This is a genomic window from Phytohabitans houttuyneae (assembly GCF_011764425.1).
Classification (GTDB): domain Bacteria; phylum Actinomycetota; class Actinomycetes; order Mycobacteriales; family Micromonosporaceae; genus Phytohabitans; species Phytohabitans houttuyneae.
Genome location: NZ_BLPF01000001.1, coordinates 3500037 through 3521139, shown reverse-complemented (window position 1 = coordinate 3521139; position 21103 = coordinate 3500037). Strand labels below are relative to the sequence as shown.

Annotated in this window: 14 protein-coding genes and 3 pseudogenes; 9 read left to right on the top strand and 8 right to left on the bottom strand. The window is 72.3% G+C overall.

What is annotated here, in order from left to right:
- Positions 1–31 precede the first annotated feature (31 nt).
- Entirely contained in the window at positions 32–1510 is a 1479-nt protein-coding gene (locus Phou_RS15690) for a serine/threonine-protein kinase (RefSeq protein WP_173056713.1), read from the top strand.
- Between the two features lie 3 nt (positions 1511–1513).
- Here Phou_RS15690 and Phou_RS15685 read toward each other — a convergent pair whose 3' ends face one another.
- Together Phou_RS15685 and Phou_RS15680 are read right to left on the bottom strand one after the other, a co-directional pair.
- Complete coding sequence (locus tag Phou_RS15685; protein ID WP_173056712.1) at positions 1514–2191, bottom strand: potassium channel family protein; 678 nt, start codon at positions 2189–2191, stop codon at positions 1514–1516.
- A pseudogene (locus Phou_RS15680) lies at positions 2184–3520 on the bottom strand (TrkH family potassium uptake protein). The gene Phou_RS15685 and the pseudogene Phou_RS15680 overlap by 8 nt, the downstream one beginning before the upstream one ends.
- A gap of 107 nt (positions 3521–3627) precedes the next feature.
- Between Phou_RS15680 and Phou_RS15675 the strand changes: the two are divergent.
- Positions 3628–4680: a glycerophosphodiester phosphodiesterase gene (locus tag Phou_RS15675; RefSeq protein ID WP_246273788.1), complete on the top strand. Its 1053-nt coding sequence runs from the start codon at positions 3628–3630 to the stop codon at positions 4678–4680.
- Between the two features lie 7 nt (positions 4681–4687).
- On the opposite strand, the gene Phou_RS15670 is transcribed toward Phou_RS15675, so the two are convergent.
- The gene (locus Phou_RS15670; RefSeq protein WP_173056710.1) at positions 4688–5593 is read right to left on the bottom strand and encodes a hypothetical protein; all 906 of its coding nucleotides are present in this window, start codon (positions 5591–5593) and stop codon (positions 4688–4690) included.
- A 171-nt stretch (positions 5594–5764) separates the two neighbouring features.
- On the opposite strand from Phou_RS15670, the gene Phou_RS15665 reads away from it, so the two are divergent.
- Positions 5765–7858, top strand: coding sequence for a RecQ family ATP-dependent DNA helicase (locus Phou_RS15665; protein ID WP_173056709.1), 2094 nt, complete (start codon positions 5765–5767; stop codon positions 7856–7858).
- 458 nt (positions 7859–8316) lie between these two features.
- Entirely contained in the window at positions 8317–9672 is a 1356-nt protein-coding gene (locus Phou_RS15660; protein ID WP_173056708.1) for an IS701 family transposase, read from the top strand.
- Between the two features lie 273 nt (positions 9673–9945).
- Here Phou_RS15660 and Phou_RS15655 read toward each other — a convergent pair whose 3' ends face one another.
- Positions 9946–10887 carry a C40 family peptidase gene (locus Phou_RS15655; RefSeq protein WP_173056707.1) on the bottom strand — a complete coding sequence of 314 codons (942 nt, stop codon included), beginning with the start codon at positions 10885–10887 and terminating at the stop codon, positions 9946–9948.
- An 83-nt stretch (positions 10888–10970) separates the two neighbouring features.
- Between Phou_RS15655 and Phou_RS15650 the strand changes: the two genes are divergently transcribed.
- A complete protein-coding gene (locus Phou_RS15650; RefSeq protein ID WP_173056706.1) occupies positions 10971–11870 on the top strand; it encodes a DUF8832 domain-containing protein in 900 nt (299 codons plus the stop codon).
- Here the strand turns inward: Phou_RS15650 and Phou_RS15645 are convergent.
- Complete coding sequence (locus Phou_RS15645; protein WP_173056705.1) at positions 11854–12996, bottom strand: class I SAM-dependent methyltransferase; 1143 nt, start codon at positions 12994–12996, stop codon at positions 11854–11856. The two genes, Phou_RS15650 and Phou_RS15645, sit on opposite strands and share 17 nt — an antisense overlap.
- 126 nt (positions 12997–13122) lie before the next feature.
- On the opposite strand from Phou_RS15645, the gene Phou_RS15640 reads away from it, so the two are divergent.
- The gene (locus tag Phou_RS15640; RefSeq protein WP_173056704.1) at positions 13123–13926 is read left to right on the top strand and encodes a hypothetical protein; all 804 of its coding nucleotides are present in this window, start codon (positions 13123–13125) and stop codon (positions 13924–13926) included.
- Positions 13927–14013: 87 nt separating this feature from the next.
- Here the strand turns inward: Phou_RS15640 and Phou_RS15635 are convergent, their stop codons facing one another.
- Positions 14014–15603, bottom strand: a complete 1590-nt coding sequence (locus tag Phou_RS15635) for a DEAD/DEAH box helicase (RefSeq protein WP_173056703.1) — start codon at positions 15601–15603, stop codon at positions 14014–14016.
- 338 nt (positions 15604–15941) lie between these two features.
- Here Phou_RS15635 and Phou_RS15630 point away from each other — a divergent pair.
- A pseudogene (locus Phou_RS15630) lies at positions 15942–16399 on the top strand (ferritin-like fold-containing protein); the annotation flags it as partial.
- Between the two features lie 196 nt (positions 16400–16595).
- On the opposite strand, the gene Phou_RS15625 reads toward Phou_RS15630, so the two are convergent.
- Both Phou_RS15625 and Phou_RS15620 read right to left on the bottom strand, forming a co-directional pair.
- Positions 16596–16823: a DUF3107 domain-containing protein gene (locus Phou_RS15625; protein WP_173056702.1), complete on the bottom strand. Its 228-nt coding sequence runs from the start codon at positions 16821–16823 to the stop codon at positions 16596–16598.
- Positions 16824–16986: 163 nt separating this feature from the next.
- Positions 16987–17625: a TetR/AcrR family transcriptional regulator gene (locus tag Phou_RS15620; RefSeq protein ID WP_173056701.1), complete on the bottom strand. Its 639-nt coding sequence runs from the start codon at positions 17623–17625 to the stop codon at positions 16987–16989.
- 638 nt (positions 17626–18263) lie between these two features.
- Here Phou_RS15620 and Phou_RS15615 point away from each other — a divergent pair.
- Both Phou_RS15615 and Phou_RS15610 read left to right on the top strand, forming a co-directional pair.
- Complete coding sequence (locus Phou_RS15615) at positions 18264–20090, top strand: hypothetical protein (RefSeq protein ID WP_246273573.1); 1827 nt, start codon at positions 18264–18266, stop codon at positions 20088–20090.
- A gap of 40 nt (positions 20091–20130) precedes the next feature.
- Positions 20131–21065: pseudogene (locus Phou_RS15610) on the top strand (alpha/beta fold hydrolase); the annotation flags it as partial.
- Positions 21066–21103: the final 38 nt, after the last annotated feature.

Genomic DNA, 21103 nt, shown 5'->3' with positions numbered 1-21103 from the left:
CGTCGCTGGCTGCCTGGGCAATTGACCAGGCATGACGGTGCTGGGTGGGCGGTACCGCCTCGACGAACGACTCGGCGCAGGCGGGATGGCGGTGGTCTGGCGGGCGTACGACGAGGTGCTCGACCGGCCGGTCGCCGTCAAGGTGCTCGCGCCGCGGCACGCCACCGATCCCAGCTTCCGCTGGCAACTTCGCGCGGAGGCGCAGGCGGCCGGCAAGCTGTGCCACCCGCACATCACGAACGTCTACGACTACGGCGAGCAGGACGGCGCGCCGTACATCGTCATGGAGCTCATCGACGGGCAGCCGATGGCGGCGGCGCTCGACCACGACGGGCCGATGCCATGGCCGGAGGCGGTCAAGGCATGCTCCGATGTGGCCTCCGCGCTGGCCGTGGCCCACGCGCACGGCGTCGTGCACCGCGACGTGAAGCCCTCCAACGTCATGCTCACGCCGAGCGGCGCCAAGGTCGTCGACTTCGGCATCTCCGCGCTCATCGGCGCGAACGACGTGACGCCGGAAGGCAGCCTGCTGGGCACCCCGGCATACCTGGCCCCGGAGCGGATGGAGGGCGGCCAGGTCTCGCCGGCCACCGACGTGTACGCGCTGGGCCTGCTGCTGTACCGCGCGCTGACCGGGCACCTGCCGTGGGAGGTCGCGACCACCACGCAGATGCTGCGTGCCCACCGGTACAAGGATCCCGGCCCGCTGCCGCCCGTCGACGGCCTGCCCGAGGCGGTTGCGCTGCTGTGCCGGCGCTGCCTGTCCAAGCAGCCGAGGATGCGCCCGAGCGCCGCGGAGGCGGCGAGCGTGCTGGCGGCCTTCTCGTCACCGTCGTGGCTGCCGGTCGCCGCGCCGGCCGTCCAGTCGCGGGGCCGCCAGCTGGCCGCCGCGGTGCTGGCGGCGTCCGCGCTGCTCGCCGTCACCGGAGGACTCTGGGTCACCGGCAACCGCAACCCGGCCGGCACGGCGGGCACGGGCGCGGCCGCCGCGGCGGCGCTGCCCGCGACCACGGCGCAGACCTCCACGGCCTGCTCGGTCACTTACGCGCTGAAGCGCGACTCGGGCCGCGAGTTTCACGCGGACCTGACCGTCACCAACGCCGGTGGTCATCCGGTCGAGGGGTGGCGGCTCACCTTCGCGTTCCCCGGTGACCAGCGGCTCGTCGGCGCGCGGGCGGCGAAGTTTGCGCAGAGCGGGCGCAACGTGGTGATCCAGCCGCCGCGCGAGCAGCCGATCGCGGCCGGCGACTCGGTCGCGGTGGGCGTGACCGGCCGGTACGAGAAGGGCAACCCGCTACCGACCACGTTTGCCGTGGACGGCACCGAGTGCGAGGCGCTGGTCTCGGGCGCGTCGCAGCCGGTCACCTCGCCACGGACCGCGGCCAAGCCCGCCAAGCCTCCCAAGCCGACCGATGACAAGGCCCCCGCCAAGGACAGCTCCGGAAAGGGCAAGGGCGGCGGCGAGGACAAGTCGGGCAAGGGTGGTGGCGGCGACGAGGACGACGACTGACCGCTACGTCGTGGCGGCGAAGCGCTGCACCTGCTCGGTGTTGCCGGCCACGATCAGCACCGCGCCGTTGGGCACGACGGTCTCCGGCGTCGCGTACACGAAGTCCGTCCCGTGCAGCTTGACCCCGACCACGGTCACCCCGTACTTCGTGCGCAGCCCCACCTCGGCCAGCGTGCGGCCGGTGGCCTCGCGGGGCGCGCGAGTCTTGGCGATCGCGAAACCGTCTTCGAGCTCGATGAAGTCGAGCATGCGGCTGGTGATCAGGTGGGCAACCCGTTCGCCCATCGTCGCCTCGGGGTAGATCACGTGGTGGGCGCCGACCGAGCGCAGGATCTTGCCGTGCTTCACGGAGATCGCCTTGGCCCAGATCTCCCGCACGCCCACCTCGGTGAGCGCCAGCACGGTCAGCACGCTCGCCTCGATGTCGCTGCCGATGCCGACGACCGCGCGGGAGAACTCGGTCATCCCGATCTGCCGCAGCACCTCCTCGTCGGTGGCGTCGGCCTGCACGACGTGGGTGAGCCGGTCGGACCACTGCTGTACCAGCTTGGTGTTTTCGTCGACGCCGAGCACCTCATGCCCCAGCCGGGTCAGCGACTCGGCCACCTGGCCGCCGAAGCGGCCCAGCCCGATCACCGCCACGTTTTCGTCAGCGGTCGGCGCTTTCGATTTGTCAGCCAACGATGGGTCGCTCCTCCGGGTATCGGTACTGCCGGTGGCGGGTGTTGAGCGCCAGCGCCGAGGCGACGGCGATCGGGCCCACCCGGCCGATGAACATCAACGCGATCATCACCATCTGCCCGGACACCGGCAGCTCCGGGGTCAGCCCGACCGTGATGCCAGCCGTGCTGAACGCCGACGTGACCTCGACCAGCGCCCGGTCCAGCGGCACACCCTTGGTGAGGGCGAGCAGCGCCAAGGTACCCCGGCGACCGTCGCCACCCCGAGGAGGGCGACCGTGGTCGCCTGCCGCTGGGTCGCCTCGGCGATGCGGCGGCGCCCGACGACGACGTCACGCTCGCCCCGCACCTCGGTCCAGATGACGTAGGCGAGCAGGAAGAACGTGGTGACCTTGATGCCGCCGGCCGTGCTCGCGCTGCCACCGCCGATGAACATCAGGCCGGTGACGATCGTCGTCGTGTCGGTGTCCATCGCGCCGTAGTCGACGGTGTTGAAGCCACCGGATCGGGGAATTGTGCCCTGAACGAAGGAGGCCAGGATCTTCTCGGTGACACCGAGCGGCCCGAGGGTGTCCGGGTTGGCCCATTCGAATGCCAGCACGGTCACGAAGCCCACGACCAGCAGCACCACCGAGCCCCACACCGTCAGCCGGGTGTGCGTCGACCAGGCGGCCGGCTTGCGCAGCTCGCGGACAAGCTCGTAGAGCACGGGCACACCCAGGCCGCCGATGATCACGCCGAGGACCAGGGGCACGCAGATCCACCAGTCGTCGACGAAACTGAACAGGCCGTCACTGCGTAGCGAGAAGCCCGAGTTGTTGAACGCCTGGATCGAGTTGAACGCGCCCTCCCACAGGGCCGAACCCAGCGGCTCGTCGTAGGTCAGCCAGAGCCGGCCGGCCACGATCACGGTGATCACGAGCTCGCTGGCGAACATCACGACCGCGGCCAGCGTGAGCACCGTGCGGATCTCGCCGAGCGCCAGGCCGCTGCTGGTCTCCGCGCGGGCCATCAGGCGGCCACGCAGCCCCAGCCGCTGGGAGACGAGCAGGCCGAGCAGCGTCGCCATCGTCGCGATGCCGTAGCCGCCGATCTGGGTGAGCACCGCCAGCATCACGTGCCCGAAGTTCGACCAGTACGTCGCGGTGTCCACCGTCGTCATCCCGGACGTGGTGATCGCGGACGTGGCCGTGAACCACGCCGTCATGAAGGACGCGTTACCCGTCCCGCGGCGGGAGACGGGGAGCATGAGCAGGATGGTGCCGATCGCGATCACAGCCAGAAACGCGAGCGGCACGATCCGAGCGGGGTGCTGCAGGGTCCGGCGCATCAGGCATGTTCATATCACGGCCGATCATTGGACAGTCTGTCTTAGTCCGGGGCGGCTTGACTCTGGCCGTGCGAACCAAACTTCCAGTTGTGGTCCTGACCGGCGCTATGCTGGCGGCCATCATCGCCGTACCTTCCGGCGCCGTCGCGCACCGCGACGAGGAGCCGACCGTCATCGGACACCGCGGGGCCAGCGGCTACCGCCCCGAGCACACGCTCGAGGCGTACCGGCTGGCGATCGCGGCGGGAGCCGACTACATCGAGCCGGACCTTGTCTCCACCAAGGACGGCGTCCTCGTGGCCCGGCACGAAAACGAGATCTCCGGTACCACGGACGTCTCCACGAAGCCCGAGTTCGCGGGCCGGCGGGTGACCAAGACGATCGACGGCGTGTCGGTCACCGGTTGGTTCACCGAGGACTTCACGCTGGCTGAGCTGAAGACGCTGCGGGCCAAGGAGCGGCTGCCTCAGGTGCGCCCGACCAACACGGCCTTCGACGGCAAGCTCGAGATCCCGACCTTCCAGGAGGTCGTCGACCTGGCCCGGGCCGAGAGCCGCCGGCACGGCCGCACGATCGGCGTGTACCCGGAGACCAAGCACCCGACCTACTTCCAGGGCATCGGCCTGCCGCTGGAGGAGCCGCTGGTCCGCGTCCTCAAGCGCAACCGGCTCAACGAGAAGAAGGACGCGGTGATCATCCAGTCCTTCGAGACCGCCAACCTGCGCAAGCTCGACACGCTGATCGACGTCAAGCTGGCCCAGCTGATCAACGCGTCCGGCCGGCCCTACGACTTCGTGGTGGCGGGCGACACCCGCACCTACGCCGACCTGGTCAAGCCGGCCGGCCTGAAGTGGATCAGCGGGTACGCCGACGGCGTGGGCGTGGAGAAGAGCCTCATCGTGCCGCGCGACGCCTCGGGCAAGCTGCTGGCGCCGACCACGCTGATCCGCGACGCCCACCGCAACGACCTGATCGTGCACGCGTGGACGTTCCGGGCGGAAAACCAGTTTCTGCCGGCCGACTTCCGCATCGGCACCGACCCGAACGCGCGCGGTGACATCTTCGCCGAGTTCGCGCTCTACTACGGGCTGGGCATCGACGGCGTGTTCAGCGACCACCCGGACACGGCCGTGGCCGCCCGCGTGGGCTTCGCGAAGTAAACGATCTCTACGGTGCCGCCGGTCGCGTGTGGCCGGCGGCACCGTCGCCTTCCTGGAGCATCGCCAGCTCGGCGCCCACGCCGGGCGGGAGCGTCGTCGTGGGTGCCTCGTCGGCGGTGGGGGTGCGGCGCAGCCGCCAGAGCACGCCGACGAGCAGCATCGCCGCGAGCGCGAAGACGATGCTGGCGGTGAGCAGCGTCGTGGAGAGCGGGTCGACCTCCGCGGCCGGCCGGAGCGGCGGGCGGGCCACCGAGTCCGGCGGTACCGGTGCCTGCTGCAGGGGCGGCGCGGTCGTCTCCTCCACCGGCGCTTCGGTGACCGGCGGCGGCGCTGTGGTCTCTGGCGCGGCGGTCTCGGGCGGTGGCGTCGTCGAGCCGACCGCCTCGACCACGGCGGTCGTCGCCCGGGCGCTGTCCAGCAGCTTTCCGCTGACCGCGTGTGCCGAGACGACGAGCTCGGCCCGCCCGAACGGCGAACCCTCAAGGAACGCGATCCGGTAGCTGGCCGCCACCGCGGTGTCCTTGCCGCAGATCAGCTTCGAGTCGACCAGAGGGTCGACCGCCTCGACGGTGCCGGGCTCGGCAGAGGTCTCGCGCAGCGCGAGCACCTGTCCGGAGACCACCCGTTCGAGGCGGACGTGCTCGGTGGCGAGGCCCTTCAGCCGTACCGTGATCGTGCGCCGGGTCTGTGTGCAGCCCTTGTCGGAGCGGCTCACCACGAGGTCGAAGCTGGCCGGCTCGCCGCCCGCGGTCACGGTGCGGGCGGGCCCGTCCAGCTTGACGGCGCAGCAGTGCCTGGCCGGGGCGGCCTTCTTGTCCTTGCTGGCCGCGAAGGTGGGTACGGTCAGCGCCAACCCGGCGAGCCCGAGGCCCACCACGGCCGCCCGCATCACAAAGCGTCGTCCGCCCTTCACAACGCCCACGCTAGGCGTCACCGGACGTGTCCGGAAAGGGCGCATTATTAGCGTGTTCTGCCGATCAAAGTAGCGAATCCTACCGGCGGTAATGAACCGGTAACGGCATGAACAGCCATGATCGGCGTGCGTCGGGCGGCCGATGTCGGGGCGGGTTGGTAAGAAGGGGCGATGCGGGAACAAGCGGAAGCCATCCTCCGGCGCCTGGCCGGCGACCATGCCAAGCTGCGCGAAGACCAGTGGACGGCGATCGAGGCGCTGGTCGCCCAGCGGCGGCGGGTGCTCTGCGTGCAGCGCACCGGGTGGGGCAAGTCCGCCGTCTACTTCGTGGCGACCGCGCTCCTGCGCGAAGACCGCACGGCCGGGCCGACGGTCATCGTGTCCCCGCTGCTCGCGCTCATGCGCAACCAGGTGGAGGCCGCCGCCCGCGCCGGCATCCACGCCCGCACGATCAACTCGGCCAACCTCGACGAGTGGGAGCAGATCACCGACGAGATCCGCGCCGGCGCCGTCGACGTGTTGCTGATCAGCCCGGAGCGTCTCAACAACCCGGACTTCCGCGACACCGTGCTGCCCCGGCTGGCCGCCACCACCGGGCTGCTGGTGGTCGACGAGGCGCACTGCGTCTCCGACTGGGGGCACGACTTCCGCCCCGACTACCGGCGGCTGCGCACCTTCCTGGCCGGCCTGCCCGAGCACACGCCGGTGCTCGCCACCACCGCGACCGCCAACGCACGGGTCACCGCCGACGTGGCCGACCAGCTCGGCGACGCGCTCGTGCTGCGCGGCCCGCTCGACCGCGACTCGCTGCGCCTGGCCGTGCTCGACCTCGGCACGCCGGCGCACCGCCTCGCGTGGCTGGCCGACCACCTCGACAAGCTGCCCGGCTCCGGGATCGTCTACACGCTGACGGTCGCGGCGGCGGGCGAGACGGCCGAGTTCCTGCGCTCCCGCGGGTACCCCGTCGCGTCCTACACCGGGCAGTCCGACGACGCCGACCGCCGCTCCGCCGAGCAGGACCTGCTGGACAACAAGGTCAAGGCGCTGATCGCCACGTCCGCGCTGGGCATGGGCTTCGACAAGCCCGACCTGGGCTTCGTGGTCCACCTTGGGGCGCCGCCGTCGCCGATCGCGTACTACCAGCAGGTCGGCCGCGCCGGCCGCGCGGTCGAGCAGGCCGAGGTGCTGCTGCTGCCCGGCCCCGAGGACCAGGCGATCTGGCGGTACTTCGCCTCGCTCGCGTTTCCGCCGGAAGACCAGGTGCGCACCGTGCTGGCGGCGCTCTCCAGCGACCGTCCACTCTCGACGCCCGCGCTGGAGCCGATCGTCGACCTGCGCCGCACCCGGCTGGAGCTGATGCTCAAGGTGCTCGACGTCGACGGCGCGGTCCGCCGGGTGCGCGGCGGGTGGCTGGCGACCGGCGACCCGTGGACGTACGACGCGGCCCGCCTGCGCCGGGTCGCCGAGGCGCGCACGGCCGAGCAGCAGTCGATGCGGGAGTACACCGCGACCGGCGATTGCCGGATGGAGTTTCTGCGCCGCTGCCTCGACGACCCGGGCGCTGTCCCGTGTGGACGGTGTGACAACTGCACCGGCCCGCGCTTCGACGCGCAGGTGTCGTCGCCCGCGCTCGCGGCCGCGCAGGCGTTTCTGGGGCGGGCCGGCGTCGAGATACCGCCGAAGAAGCTGTGGCCCACCGGCCTGGAGCAGGTCGGCGTGTCCCTGCGCGGCAAGATCTCGCCGGACGAGCAGGCGGCCAGCGGCCGGGCGGTCGGCCGCCTCTCCGACCTCGGCTGGGGCTCCCGACTGCGCGCGGTCGCCGGCGCCGACGCGCCCGACGCCCCACTACCGGCCGACGTGGCCGGCGCGGTGGTGGAGGTGCTCAAGACCTGGGCCCGCGGCGACGACCCGTGGCCCGCACGGCCGGCCGGCATCGTGGCGGTCGGCTCGCGCCGCCACCCGCAGCTGGTGCGCAGCCTGGCCGAGCACATCGCGACAGTGGGGCGCCTGCCGCTGCTCGGCGTGCTGCCACCGGCCGGCGAGGGCGGCGGGGCGCGGGGCAACAGCGCGCAGCGGGTGCGCGCGCTGCACGGCGGCTTCGCCCCGCCCGACGACCTGGCCTCCGCACTGGACACACTGGACGGTCCGGTCCTGCTCGTCGACGACCTGGTCGACTCCGGCTGGACGATGACGATGGCGGCACGCCAGCTCCGCCGGGCCGGCGCCCCACTGGTCCTCCCGCTGGCACTGGCGGTGAGCGGCTAAGAGTTTGGGGGGCGACCGCGGTAGCCGTCTCTAAAGATCCAATTCGAACCAGATCCGGGCTACCGCGATGCCCGTCGTGGTCCGGACCGTTGCTCCCGCGGCCTCACCGTCCGCGGTCGCCCAGCTCACCCCAAAGAGCCCGCTCCCGCGAATCCGGGGAGATCTGCGCCGCCCGCACCTGATCGGTGACCACACCGCTACAGCCACGGACTGTGGCGCCGATTCCGCCCACGTTGCGCCGCCGTCGTGGAGGGCTTACTACCGTCAGCGACCATCCGTCGGACGCAAGCGGCGCCGCAGTCGAGATTTTGGTGAGTTGGCGCGTTATTTCGACGCCTCGACTTTCGGGGTTTTGGGGTCCCGTGTGGGTGAAAGTCGGTGTGGCGGGGTGGGTTGGTTGGGGTTGGTGGGGGAGCATCGGCGGTTGCCTTTGTACCTCTTCGTGAAGAGTGCCGCCGATGCTCCAGTTCGAGACTTTACCGGCGTCGTTCGCCGCGCTTTTGGCGACCCTCCGGCCGTGTTTTACCGCGCCGTCGTTTCGCACGTTCACCGCGTTGCTGGCGGGGATGATCGCCCAGCCGGGCCGGTGCACGGTGACCGGCATGCTGACCGCTGCCGGTCTGGGCGGGGTGTGGCACCACTACCGGGCTTACTGGTTCTTCGGCAGGGCCCGCTGGTGCGTCGACATTCTGGGCATGGCCGTGCTCCGGTTGGTCGTGACGCGGCTGCTACCGGCCGGCGTGCCGTTGGTGGTCGCGGTGGACGACACCCTGTTTCGCCGCTCGGGTCGTAAGGTCCACGCGGCGGCCTGGTTCCACGACGGCGCGGCGAAGCGGCCGAAGAACAGCCGGGTCGGGTGGGGCAACAGCTGGGTCGTGGCCGGCCTGATCGTGGATCTGCCGTTCCTGGACCGGCCGGTCTGCCTGCCAGTAGCGGCCGCGTTATGCACCACACACTCGCCGAGTAAGCAGGTGCTGGCCGGCCAGCTGGTCACCGCGATCGTGCAGGCGTGCCCCGGCCGGCAAGTGCATGTAGTCGGCGACGCCTGGTACGCCGGCGCCGACGGCGCCGGCGGCGCCACCGTCGGCGCCGCCCGAACCAGGGGCCTGCCCGAAGGGGTGTCGCTGACCAGCCGACTCCGCGCCAACGCCGCACTGCAGGCCATCGCCGCACCGATCCCCGGCGCCCGCGGCCGACCCCGCCGGATCGGCGCCAGACTCGGCACCCCCACACAGATCGCCGGCAACACGACCTGGACCACCGCGACGGTGCGCCGCTACGGCCGCACCGACACCGTCGACCTCGCCGACATCACCTGCCTGTGGTACGGCGTCTACCGATCCCGCACCATCCGGGTGATCCTGGTCCGCGAACCCGGCAGCACCACCAAAACCGGCTACGACCTAGCCCTGGTCACCACCGACCTGACCAGCCCACCCGAGCAGATCGTGACCCGCTACGCCACCCGCTGGACCATCGAGGTCGCCTTCCAGGACGCGAAACAGATCACCGGCGTCGGCCAGACCCACACCCGCACCCGCACCGCCGTCGAACGCACCGTCCCCTTCGGACTATTCACCCAATCCCTGGTCGTGTGCTGGTACGCCCTACACGGCCACCACCCCGACCTAGCCAACCAACGACGAGCGACCGCACCCTGGTACCGCAGCAAAACCCAACCCGCCTACCACGACATGATCACCAAACTCCGCCGCACCCTCATCACCGCCCGATTTCGTACCGACAAGCCCCGCAACCCCACCCCCGACGAAATCCTCGCCGTCCACCAAGCCTGGGCCGAAGCAGCCGCATAGATCAACAAAACCCCAAAAGTCGAGCGACGCTAACTTGCCAAGATCTGCCGGTTCGGCTCCTGGGTTGAGCTGAGCGACCGCGGATGGTGAGGCCGCGGGAACGCACCCCAAGAAGACGCTGCGCTCCACGTTTCCCGGGGTCCCCGCGCAACGGTCCGGACCACGGCGGACATCGCGGCAGCTCACATCTCGTTTTGAGTTGGACATTTCCCAGAAGCTCACCCTGACCGCGAAAGGTCTCCAGCGCGCGGGCCGTCCCGGTCGCCGCGCGAGCTAGCCGGGGCGACCGAAGCTGTGCACCGGCTGGTAGTCGACGTTGTCAACGCGCACCGGCTCGCCGTGTTGTGGGGCGTGGATTATCTTGCCGCCGCCCACGTACATGCCGACGTGCCGCACGTTGCGGTAGTAGAAGACGAGGTCGCCGGGGCGCAGGTCGGAGCGGCTCACGCCGTGTACCGCCTGCTGCTGCCGCCGCGCGTTGTGGGGGAGCGCGACCCCGGCCCGGCTCCACGCGGCCGAGGTGAGCCCGGAGCAGTCGTACGCGTCCGGTCCCTCGGCGCCGAACCGGTAGCTCTTGCCCAGCTGGGCGTACGCGAAGCGCACTGCCGCCCCGGCCTTGCCCGCGGAGAAGACCGGCTTGAAGCCGCGGATCCCGGTCGCCGGGCGGTAGCCGCTGCGCTCGCGCAGGCTCTCCAGCTGCGTGATGTCGTGTTCGATCTGCTTGCGCCGGCTGGCCAGCCGCTCCTGCTGCGCCTGCTGCTGCTCGGCGACCGCCTCCAGCGCGCGCCGGCTGCCGTCGAACCGGGCCCGCGCCGCAGTGAGCTTGTCGACGGCGGCGCGCTGCTGTGCGGCCAGCCGGTCGAGCACGAGCAGCCGGTCGGCGAAGTCCTCCGGCGAGGTGGAGGTGATCACGGCGAGTGCGGGGCCGGCGCCGCTGTTGCGGTACTCGGTCGCCGCGATCATGCCGATGCGCGCCTCCTCGGCGGCGGCGGCCCGCTCCAGCGGGAGGGTGCGTGCGGCCAGCGCGGCCTGCTTGCCGCGGGTGGCGCGCAGGTCGTCGCGGACCTCGTTGTACTCCTCGATCACCTGCTCGAGGCGTTCGGCAGCCGCGTAGAGCTTGCCGTCCAACTGGTCACCCCGCGGCTCGGCGGCCGCTGGCTCGGATGCGAAGAGCGCCGGGACGAGGACCGCGAAGAGGACAAGAGACCGGAACACAGAAACATCAACGAGCTATATCTGACAAAAGCGACGGAATATGTCAGAGGCATTGGATCACATCGAACCGCAATACTGGTGGCGTGCCCGAACAGAACCAGAGCAGCGGCCGCGTGGCGTTCATCGTCGCGGGGCTTGTCGTCGCGCTCCTCGGCGGCTTCGGGCTGGGACGGCTGACCGGCGGCGACAGCACCCGCCCCGCCGCGGCGGTCGCCGCGCCGACCGCCACCGCCGACCACACCCACACCCCCGGGGCCGGACCGCACACCCACTCGGCCGGCGGAGGGAGCGGGGCCGCTGCCGGCGGCCTGGAGATCAGCGCGAGCGGGTACACGCTGGTGCCCGAAACCACCGCGTTCACCGCGGGCCGTCCCGGCGAGCTCGCCTTCCGGATCGTGGACGGCGGGCAGCGGGCGGTCACCGACTTCGCGGTCGTACACGACAAGCCGCTGCACCTGATCGTGGTGCGCCGCGACCTGACCGGCTACCAGCACCTGCACCCGACCATGGCGGCGGACGGGCGCTGGAGCGTCCCGCTCACGCTGCGCGAGCCGGGCATCTGGCGGGCGTACGCCGACTTCACCGCCAACGCACCCGCCGAGCAGGCCGCCGTCACGCTCGGCGCCGACCTCACCGTGCGCGGCGACTACGCGCCACGGGCCCTCCCGGAGCCCGCGACCGAGGCCGCCGTCGACGGCTTCACGGTCAGCTACCAGGGCACGCCGAAGACCGCGGCGGTCCAGCCACTGCTCTTCACCGTCGCGCCGGCCGCCACGCTGGAGCGCTACCTCGGCGCGTACGGGCACCTCGTGGTGGTGCGCGAGGGCGACCTCGGCTACGTGCACGTGCACCCCGAGCCGGAGCTGTCCGGGGGCGCGGTGAAGTTCTGGCTGGCGGCGCCGAGCCCGGGGCGCTACCGGATGTACTTCGACTTCCAGGTCGCCGGAAAGGTGCACACCGCCGAGTTCACCATGCGGGTGTGAGCAGGCGCTGGAGCGCCGGTGTCACGCCCCACTCGTCCACCATCCGCGTGTACTCCTCCCGCTGCGCCTCAGTCGGCGGCGCGTCCGTGCGGCGCGCGCGCAGCAGCAGGTTGCGTGGCGTGTGGCGGGAGTCGATGAACTCGACCACCTCCACCTTGTAGCCCCGCAGGCGCAGCAGGCCGGCACGCAGCGCGTCGGTGAGGACGTCCGCGAAGCGCTCGCGGAGGATTCCCTGCCGGGTGAGCAGCGGGTACGGCTCTGCCGCCGCCTGGCCACGCAACTGCGCGGCCACGTCGTGGTGGCAGCAGGGCGCGGCGAGCACCCACTGCGCCTCCCACCGCACCGCGCGGGCCAGCGCCTCGTCCGTCGCCGTGTCGCAGGCGTGCAGCGCCAGCACGAGGTCGGGACGGAAGTCCACCTCCGCGTCGGCGATGGTGCCGGCCACGAAGCGCACCCGGTCGGCGCAGCCCAGCCGCTCGGCCAGCTCGGTGTTGCGCAGGCGCTGGTCCTCGCGCACGTCGACGCCGACAACCTCCACGTCGACGCCCTGCCCGGACAGGTACCGGTACGCGGCGAACGTCAGGTACGCGTTGCCGCAGCCGAGGTCGACGACCCGCAGCCGCTCGGGCAGGGGCGATACCGAGGCGGTCAGCGCGCGCAGGAACGCGTCCACCTGGCGCCGCTTGGCCGCGTTGCCGCCGATCGCGTCGAAGAGCGGGTCGCCCGGGTCGAGCAGGTACTCCTTGGCCCGGTCGTGCCTGCCCGGCTCGGCGGTGCGGTCGGCGGCGGCGCGGTGCACCTGGGCCTCGCCCTTCTTGGTCACCCGCAGCTGCACGGTCGCGTCGGCGGTCTCCACGTGCCAGTTGCCGAACGGCTCGGCCAGCAGCGCGTCGACCGCCGCACCCGCCTCCCGCCCCGGCGCCACGTTGCGCGTGAGCGGCCGGGCGCCGTCGTTGGTCACGATCTGGAGCCGGGTACCGCCCTTGAGGGTTACCGGGCGTAACTCCGCCCGGACGACCGAGGGAGCCTGTCCCCGCCGCTTGCCGGCGGCGACAGCCCGGGTCAGCCCCGGGTCCAGCAGTAGCGCCCGCACCTCGGCGAGCGCGTCGTCGAGCGGACGCACCATGTAATGAAGCCTATCGACTGACCTGCGGTTGAACCTTTGGGAGCCTTCCCACGTAAAGACGTGCGAAGCGGATGACACTCAGTCGTCGGACGGCGCTTCTCCATCACAGCAGGAGAGTTCACGCGCATGTCCAGGAGCAGAGAGTTCAGCCGCCGCACGAAGGTCGCCATCACCGTCGGTGTGGCGCTCGCCCTCTTCGGCACGGGCATCGGGGTCGCCGCGGCCGGCGGCGAGTCGGCCGCACCCACCGTCGACTGCCCCACTGTGGGCGACAAGCTGAGCGGCGTGCCGGCGTCCGCGCAGGCCGAAGTGTCGCGCAACCTCGCGCAGCTGAACACGCAGATCGAAGAGGCCAACCGCCGGCTGGTGACCAGCCGGGGCGAGGGCGGTCCCAACTTCGTGCAGAACGCGATCCTCGGCCCGCTGAAGGACAAGCGGGCCGCCACGATCGAGCGGATCGCGATCTCGATCGGCCGCAAGGGCACCCGGCCGCAGGGCCTGGAGTCGCTGGCCACGTGCACGCTCGCCAATGGCGGCGGCGGTGGCGGTGCGGCGGAGGACCCCGAGGCGCCGGCCGGTGAGCCGCCGGCTGAGCAGCCGCCCGCCGAGCAGCCGCCGGCCGCCGAGGACCCGGCCGCGGTGGGCACGATCACCTGCCCCGACGTGGAGAGCCGCCTGCCGGCCGTACCGGCGGGTGCCAAGGCCGAGGTCGACCGCAACCTCGCCCAGCTCGAAAACCAGATCGCCGAGGCCAACGCGCGCCTGGTCGCCACGGTCGGCCAGGGCGGTCCGAACTTCGTACAGAACGCCATCCTGGGGCCGCTGGAAGACAAGCGGTTCGCCGCGATCAACCGGATCGCGACCGCCATCGGGCGTATCGACGCGCGTCCCGTGGGTCTCGACGCGCTGGCGCCCTGCACGGTCAGCTGACCCACGGCTCCCTGGTGTGACCCGCAGCGCACCGGGGTCGAAAGGGCCCCTCCGCCAACGCGGAGGGGCCCTTTCTCAGCTTTGCGCTCAGGCGCCTTCGGCCTCGGCGCCACCACCACTGCGGCGGCGACGGCGGCGGCGCGGCTTGGCGGCCGTGGCGGACGCCTCGACGGCGGTCGCCGCCTCGGCGGCCGGGGCCTCCTGCTCACCCGCGATGACTTCGCCCGCCCGGCGGCGCCGGCGCTGGCGGCGAGGGCCGCTCGGCTCCCCGGACTCCGACGGATCGGCGGCGGGCTCGCGCACGTCGCTCGTACCACTGCGGGAGCGGGACCGGCCACGGGCCGTGGGCTGGCTGCGGCGGCGGGTCCCACGACCCCGGCCGCCCAGGTCTTCTTCGACTTCGGCCGAGAGGCCGGCCCGGGTGCGCTCGGCGGTGGGCAGGGTGCCCGAGATGTCGGTGGGGATGTCGAGGTCGGTGTAGAGCCACGACGACGTGTGGTACGTCTCCGGCGGCTCGGGCATCTCCAGCCCCAGCGACTTGTCGATCAGCCGCCACCTGGGCATGTCTTCCCAGTCGACGAACGTCACGGCCACCCCGCTGGCGCCGGCCCGGCCGGTGCGCCCGATGCGGTGCGTGTACGTGTCCTGGTCTTCCGGGCAGTCGTAGTTGATCACGTGGGTGACGCCGGAGACGTCCAGCCCGCGGGCGGCGACGTCGGTGGCGACAAGCGCGTCGATCTTGCCGGCCCGGAACGCCCGCAGCGCCCGCTCGCGCGCGCCCTGCCCCAGGTCACCGTGGACGGCCGCGGCCGCGAAGCCACGGAAGTCGAGGTCTTCGGCGACCCGGTCGGCGGCCCGCTTGGTGCGCGTGAAGATCATGGTGAGCCCGCGGCCCTCCGACTGGAGGATGCGGGAGAGCACCTCGATCTTGTTCATCGGGTGCGTGCGGTACGCCACCTGCTTGGTCAGCGGTGACGCGCCCGTCTCGACGCTGTGACCCGCGTGGATCGCCACCGGGTGGCGCAGGAAGCGCCGGGCCAGCGTGACGATCGGGTCGGGCATCGTGGCCGAGAAGAGCATGGTCTGGCGGTCTTCGGGCAGCATCGCCAGGATCTTCTCGACGTCGTCGAGGAAGCCCAGGTCGAGCATGCGGTCGGCCTCGTCGAGCACGAGCGCGTGCACGCGGTCGAGCCGGAGGCGCTTTTGCTTGGTCAGGTCGAGCAGGCGGCCGGGCGTGCCGACCAGGATCTCGACGCCCGCGCGGAGCGCCTCGATCTGCGGCTCGTACGCCACGCCGCCGTAGATCGGCAGCACGCGCACACCGCGCGTGCGACCCGCGGCGGCGATGTCCTTGGCCACCTGGAGGCCCAGCTCACGGGTGGGCACGACGACGAGTGCCTGCGGCACGCCGTCGCTGCCCTCGGCGGGTGCGAAGACCCGCTCCAGCAGCGGCACGCCGAAGCCCAGCGTCTTGCCGGTGCCGGTGGGCGCCTGGCCGATCAGGTCGGAGCCGCGCATCGCGATCGGCAGCGCGTACTCCTGGATGGCGAAAGCCCTGGTGATGCCGACATTCGCCAGCGCTTCAACGGTCTCCTTGCGGACACCGAGGTCGGCGAAAGCGGGGCTGTCGGGTCGGACCGGGGCTCGGGTGATTGTTTCTTCTTCGATCTCACTCATGGAGTTTTGGGGGTGCCCTCTCGTGGTGCGCCCCGTCTCGTCCTAAGGGCGCTCATTCGGTCTGGCGCGGGCCACGCGCAATCGCGGTAGTCGATGCGATCGCGGGCCGCACGCGCGCGCCGCTGGTGGGGTAGGAACGATCTCTGGCCAGCGGCAACTTGCGCAATGCTACCTGACGTGGGCGAACCATGCTCAGATTGTGTCCGCCGAGCCCTCACCGGGTGCTCGGTCGTGCGGCGCGCCCCGGTCAGGGCGAGTAGCCTGCGGACGTGACAGAAGTCTCCGAAGGCGTGCCCGAGGTCTCCCAGCCGGGCTCCGCCGTCGTCGAGCTGCTCGGCATGGTGGGGTACGCGGAGCTGCTCGCCTTCGACCGGATGGCGGCCGACGCCCGGCTCGCCCCGGACCTGCGGCGCCGGGCGGTGCTCAGCGAGATGGCCGCCGTGGAGATCGTCAACTACCGCCGCCTGGCCACCCGCCTCGTCGAGCACGGCGCCGACCCGGGCGAGGCGATGACGCCGTATGTGGCGGCGCTGCAGGAGTACCACGAACTGACCGAGCCGAAGGACTGGCTGGAGGCGCTCACCAAGGCGTACGTGTGGGACGGCATCGCCGACGACTTCTTCCGCGAGGTGGCCGCCTTCCTGAGCAAGGAAGACCGCGACCTGGTGCAGGAGGTGCTGCACGACTCGCAGTACAACGACTTCGCTGCGGGGAGATCCGGGCCGCGATCGCCGCCGACCCCAAGGTGGCCAACCGGCTCTCGATGTGGGCCCGCCGCCTGGTCGGGGAAGGGCTCTCCCAGGCGCAGCGGATGGCGGGGGAGCGGATCGCGCTCACGATCCTGATCGTGGAGGGCTCAAAGGATCAGGCGGGAGTGCAGGCGCTGCTCAAGCGGCTGACCGCCGCGCACACCGCGCGCATGGCAGCGGTGGGTCTCAACAACTAGCCGGCGTGGCCCGTCGGGGCGGCTGGGCCGCCCCGATCGAGAGCCGCTATCGAGCCGTGAAGCCGACCGGACGGGGCGATGCCTCGGCAATCTCCACGTACGCCACTTTGGAGACCGGCACGATGACCCGCCGGCCCTTCTCGTCCTGCAGCGAGAGCACGCCGACGTCGGACGCGATCGCGTCGGTCACGATCTTTTCCACCTCGGTCGGCGTCTGCGCGCTCTCGATCACGAGCTCGCGCGGTGCGTATTGCACGCCGATCTTGACCTCCACGTGACCCTCCTCTATCGCCGCGGATGCTCCGCCCGTGCAACGGTATCCGACCGCCGCGCGGGAATCTCCGCTTGGCTCGCGCGCCGCGTTACGCCCTGCGCGGAGCGCGCCGGCCCTCGTCCCGCGCTCCGCGCCGACCTCAGCCCGCGGGGAGCGGGCCGGGTCAGCTCGGCTCGCCCTGCAGGGGGAAGCTGCCGATGCCGCGCCAGTTGAGCGCCGCCACGAGGGCCTCCGCCTCCGCCTTCGGCACCTGGCGCCCCGCGGCCAGCCAGAACTGCGCCGCCGTCTCCGCCGCGCCGACCAGGCCGGAAGCGAGCAACTCGGCCCGGGCGCGGCTCACGCCGGTGTCCGAGATGATCGTGTCGGTGATCGCGGCGATGCAGCCGCTCTCGACCCGCTCGACCCGCTCGCGAACCGCCGGCTCGTTGCGCAGGTCCGACTCGAAGACCAGCCGGAACGCCTCGCTCTCGTGGTCGACGAAGTCGAAGTACGCCTGTACCGACCCGCGGACCCGCTCCTTGTTGTCGTTTGTCGCGGTCATCGCGCTCTGCACCTTCGCCACGATCGCGTCGCAGTGCGTGTCGAGCAGCGCCAGGTAGAGCTCCAGCTTTCCGGGAAAGTGCTGGTAGAGGACTGGCTTGGAGACACCCGCGCGCTCCGCGATGTCGTCCATCGCCGCCGCGTGGTACCCCTGCGCCACGAAGACCTCCTGCGCCGCCTCCAGAAGCTGCTTCCGGCGCGCGGAACGCGGCAGGCGCGTGGGCCGGCCTGTCGCCGGCGCGCTTCCCGACCCTACGGCCATGCCGTCACCTCGACTTTCACATATGAACCTAAGACTTTCGGCCAATCCGACGGATTGGTAAACATCGACCTACCACCGAACTAGCCTGACGTTGCGGCTTATCGCTGCTGTCAGCACACGGTAGCCTCAGCGGGGGCAACCGAGGAGCACACGGTGGACGAAACAGGGCAACCCGGTGGCGTCACGCCGGGAGGTAACGGCAACGGCGCAGGTCCGCACGCCGAGCGTGCCGACCGCGGCGGTAAGGCCGACGGCGCTGGCCAGGCCCGGCTGAATGGCTGGGCGGCGGCCGACGCGGTGTGGTCCAACGCCGGCGCCGCGCTGGAGCCCGCGCCCGAGCCGGTGCAGCCGTCGTGGCGCACCGGGCCCGCCGACAGCGGGATGGGGCACGGCTGGGCCGACGCCCCGCGCTACGCCGACCTGCTCGCGCCCCTCAGCCCCGCCCCGTCCCACTCCCACGGGCAGCAGCAGCCCCAGCCGCCGCTCAACGGTGCCGACTCCTCGATCTCCGCGCCGCGCGTGCCGGCGAGTGCCCCGCCGTACCCGTACGAGGGAGACCTCGAGGACGCCGTGCGCGCCTCCAGCCTGGCCGAGATTCCCCGCTGCCGCCGATCGCCGTCGACCGCACGCCCCCGCCGGTGCAGGCCGCCCTCTCGCCCCAGCCCGAGGCGCCCCGCCACGGCGCCGAGGCCGCCCGCCACGGCGCCGAGGAGACGCTGCCCAGCCGCCGACCCGCGACGCAGCCGGAGAGCAGCCGTCCCGGGACCGGCGCGACCCGAGACTGGGTGCGCAGCGACAAGTCCGGATCGAGCCGGCAGCCGCTGCCGGAGCGCGCAAGCGCGGACAGCGCAGGGCCCGGAGGGCTCCGCGCCGACGAGCGCGGCGACGAGGCCGCGTGGCGGCGGCTTCCCGGGGCGCCCGGCGACCAGAGCGGTGCCGGCCAGGCCTCCCAGGCACAGAGCGTGCCGCCGGTCGCGCCGCCACGACCGTCGTTCGGCCCGACCGCCTCCCGGCCACAGGCCGGCGCCTCGATGACCCCGCAGCAGTGGCGGGAGGCGCGCGACGCGGGCAAGGGTGCGTCCGCCGCCGACGTGCCGCCCGGGTTCCGGCCCCAGCCGGCGCACGAGCGACCGGGATACGACACCACGCTCTACGAGCGGCCCGTGTCGCCGCCCGCACCCTCCCGCGCGCCGCTGCCGCAGGCCCGGGCCGCCGCACCCGCACCCGCCCGCCCGGCCGCGACCTGGGCCAACGAGTGGCCGGAGCCGGAGCGGGCACCCGAGCCGGGGCCGCGCGTGCCGGGCCGCCCGACCGACCTGGCCAGCGACCCGGTGGTCGTCCCGGCGCCGGCCGTCCACCCCGTGCCGGTCGCCCCACCGCCGCCGCCCGCCGCCGCACCCGCTCCCGCCGCGACAAGCCAGGTCGCACCGCCGCCCCCGGTGCGAACACCGGAGCCGGAGGCGCTCCCGCAGCGGGTGCCGTCCGAGCCGGACGTGCCCACCGCACCGGAGCCGCCTGTCGAGCCGCCCGCTGACGGACCTGACCTGACCCGCATCTGGAGCCATCTACAGCGCGACGACGTGCAGCCGCGAGAGCGTCCCGAGGGCTTCGACGTCCAGGCGATCCTGGGCGCCGTCCGCAGCGTGGAAGGCGTCCGCGACGCGTCGCTGCGCACCACGCAGGCCGGCGCGCACAGCCTCCGCCTCGACCTCGCCGACGGGGCCGACCCGGCCGAGGTCAGCCGCATCGTCGCCCGCCTCCTGCAAGATCGGATGGGCCTCGCCGCCGCGCCCAAGGAGTCGTCCGGTCCCGGCGAGCCCGCCGGCGCGCTGGCGCCCGCCCGCGTCCGGAGCGAGCCCACAGCCACCGGTTCCTTCCCGGCACCCGCCGGTTCGTACCTCCCTGCCCAGGCGGGCGGCCCGATCGCCGAGCAGCGACGGCCGGCCCCCGAGACTCCGCGCCGCCGGGCCCGCCGGGCGCGGGAGGAGAGCCCGTTGGGTCAGAGCGCCCCCGTCGAGCCCCCGCCCCCGCCCCCGCGACCGCTGCCGGCCGGCAAGCCCGGCCCGCGCATCGTGATCGACGAGGTGCAGGTCAGCACGTTCGGGCTGGACGCCACCGTCGAGGTGAGGCTGGCCGCCGACGAGCGGCGTGCCACCGGCCGGTCCAACGGCCCCGCCGTCGATGCGTACGTGCTGCGCCTGTGCGCCGAGGCGAGCGCGTCAGCGGTGGACGACCTGCTGAGCACCGCCGAGCAGGTGGGCGACCGCGGCAAGTGCTTCGTGGAGCACGCGGCCGTGGTGCCGTTCGGCAGCTGCGAGGTCGCGGTCGTCGTCGTGCTGCTGGTCTGCGGCGGCTGGGTCGAGCAGCTCGCCGGCTCCGCGCTGGTGGCCGGTGACCCACGACAGGCTGTCGTACGTGCGACACTCAACGCCGTTAACCGCCGTTTGGAGGCATTGCTCGCGTAAGGCGGGGCATTATCTGGCCCGCTCAGGGCATCATTGATCGATGAAGCGCGCGCTGCTCGGAGCGGATGACATCTTCCCGGCCGACCGGGAGTCGCCGCATTGGCCCGGTCGCCTGGAGACGCTCGACGGCACCCGCGTTTTCGTGCGCGACACGCCCGCTACCGCGCCCGGCGCGGAGCCCGCTCTGTACGTGCACGGCCTCGGCGGCTCCTCGACCAACTGGACCGACCTCGCCGGCCTGCTCTCCGGCCGCCTCGACGGGCAGGCGATCGACCTGCCGGGCTTCGGGCGCAGCGAGCCGGCCCGCAGGTACACGCTGGCCGCCTTCGCCGACCGCGTCATCAGGTGGATCGAGCATTCTGGCCGCGGTCCGGTGCACCTGTTCGGAAACTCGCTGGGCGGGGCGATCTCCGTCCGTGTCGCCGGCACCCGGCCTGACCTCGTGCGCTCGCTGACGCTCGTCTCGCCGGCGATGCCGTTTCTCGACCCGCGCCGCTCCTCGCAGAGCCGGGTGCTGCCGCTGCTCGCCATCCCGCGCGGCGACCGCCTCGCCACGCATTTCCTCAACCGGATCAAGCCGGAAGACATGGCCAACCAGATCATCGCCACCTGCTTCGCCGACCCGCGCGGGTCAGTGAGCGGCGGCGGCTGGAGGCGGTCGAGGAGATCCGCATCCGGTACGAGCTCGACCACTACGTCCCGGCATACCTGAGCACGCTGCGCGGGCTCGTCTCCAGCTTCCTCCGGGCGTACCTGCCGGGGGCCGGCTCGCTCTGGCGCATCGCCTCCCGCATCACCGCGCCCACCCTCGTCATCGGCGGGCGGCAGGACCAGCTCGTCGACATCCGGGTGGCGCCGCAAGTGGCCCGCGCGATCCCGGACAGCCGGCTGCTGATCCTCGACAAGGTCGGGCACGTGGCGCAGATGGAGGTGCCGCGGCTGGTCGCCCGCGCGGTGGTCGCACTGCTGGACGAGGTGCGCCACCCCACCGCCCGCGCGCCGCGCGCCAGCCG

Coding starts and splice junctions, on each gene's coding strand:
- Phou_RS15675 (WP_246273788.1), top strand. CDS start 3,628: ATGCTGGCGGCCATCATCGCCGTACCTTCCGGCGCCGTCGCGCACCGC.
- Phou_RS15640 (WP_173056704.1), top strand. CDS start 13,123: ATGTCCAGGAGCAGAGAGTTCAGCCGCCGCACGAAGGTCGCCATCACC.
- Phou_RS15665 (WP_173056709.1), top strand. CDS start 5,765: ATGCGGGAACAAGCGGAAGCCATCCTCCGGCGCCTGGCCGGCGACCAT.
- Phou_RS15620 (WP_173056701.1), bottom strand. CDS start 17,625: ATGGCCGTAGGGTCGGGAAGCGCGCCGGCGACAGGCCGGCCCACGCGC.
- Phou_RS15645 (WP_173056705.1), bottom strand. CDS start 12,996: ATGGTGCGTCCGCTCGACGACGCGCTCGCCGAGGTGCGGGCGCTACTG.
- Phou_RS15660 (WP_173056708.1), top strand. CDS start 8,317: ATGCTCCAGTTCGAGACTTTACCGGCGTCGTTCGCCGCGCTTTTGGCG.
- Phou_RS15635 (WP_173056703.1), bottom strand. CDS start 15,603: ATGAGTGAGATCGAAGAAGAAACAATCACCCGAGCCCCGGTCCGACCC.
- Phou_RS15690 (WP_173056713.1), top strand. CDS start 32: ATGACGGTGCTGGGTGGGCGGTACCGCCTCGACGAACGACTCGGCGCA.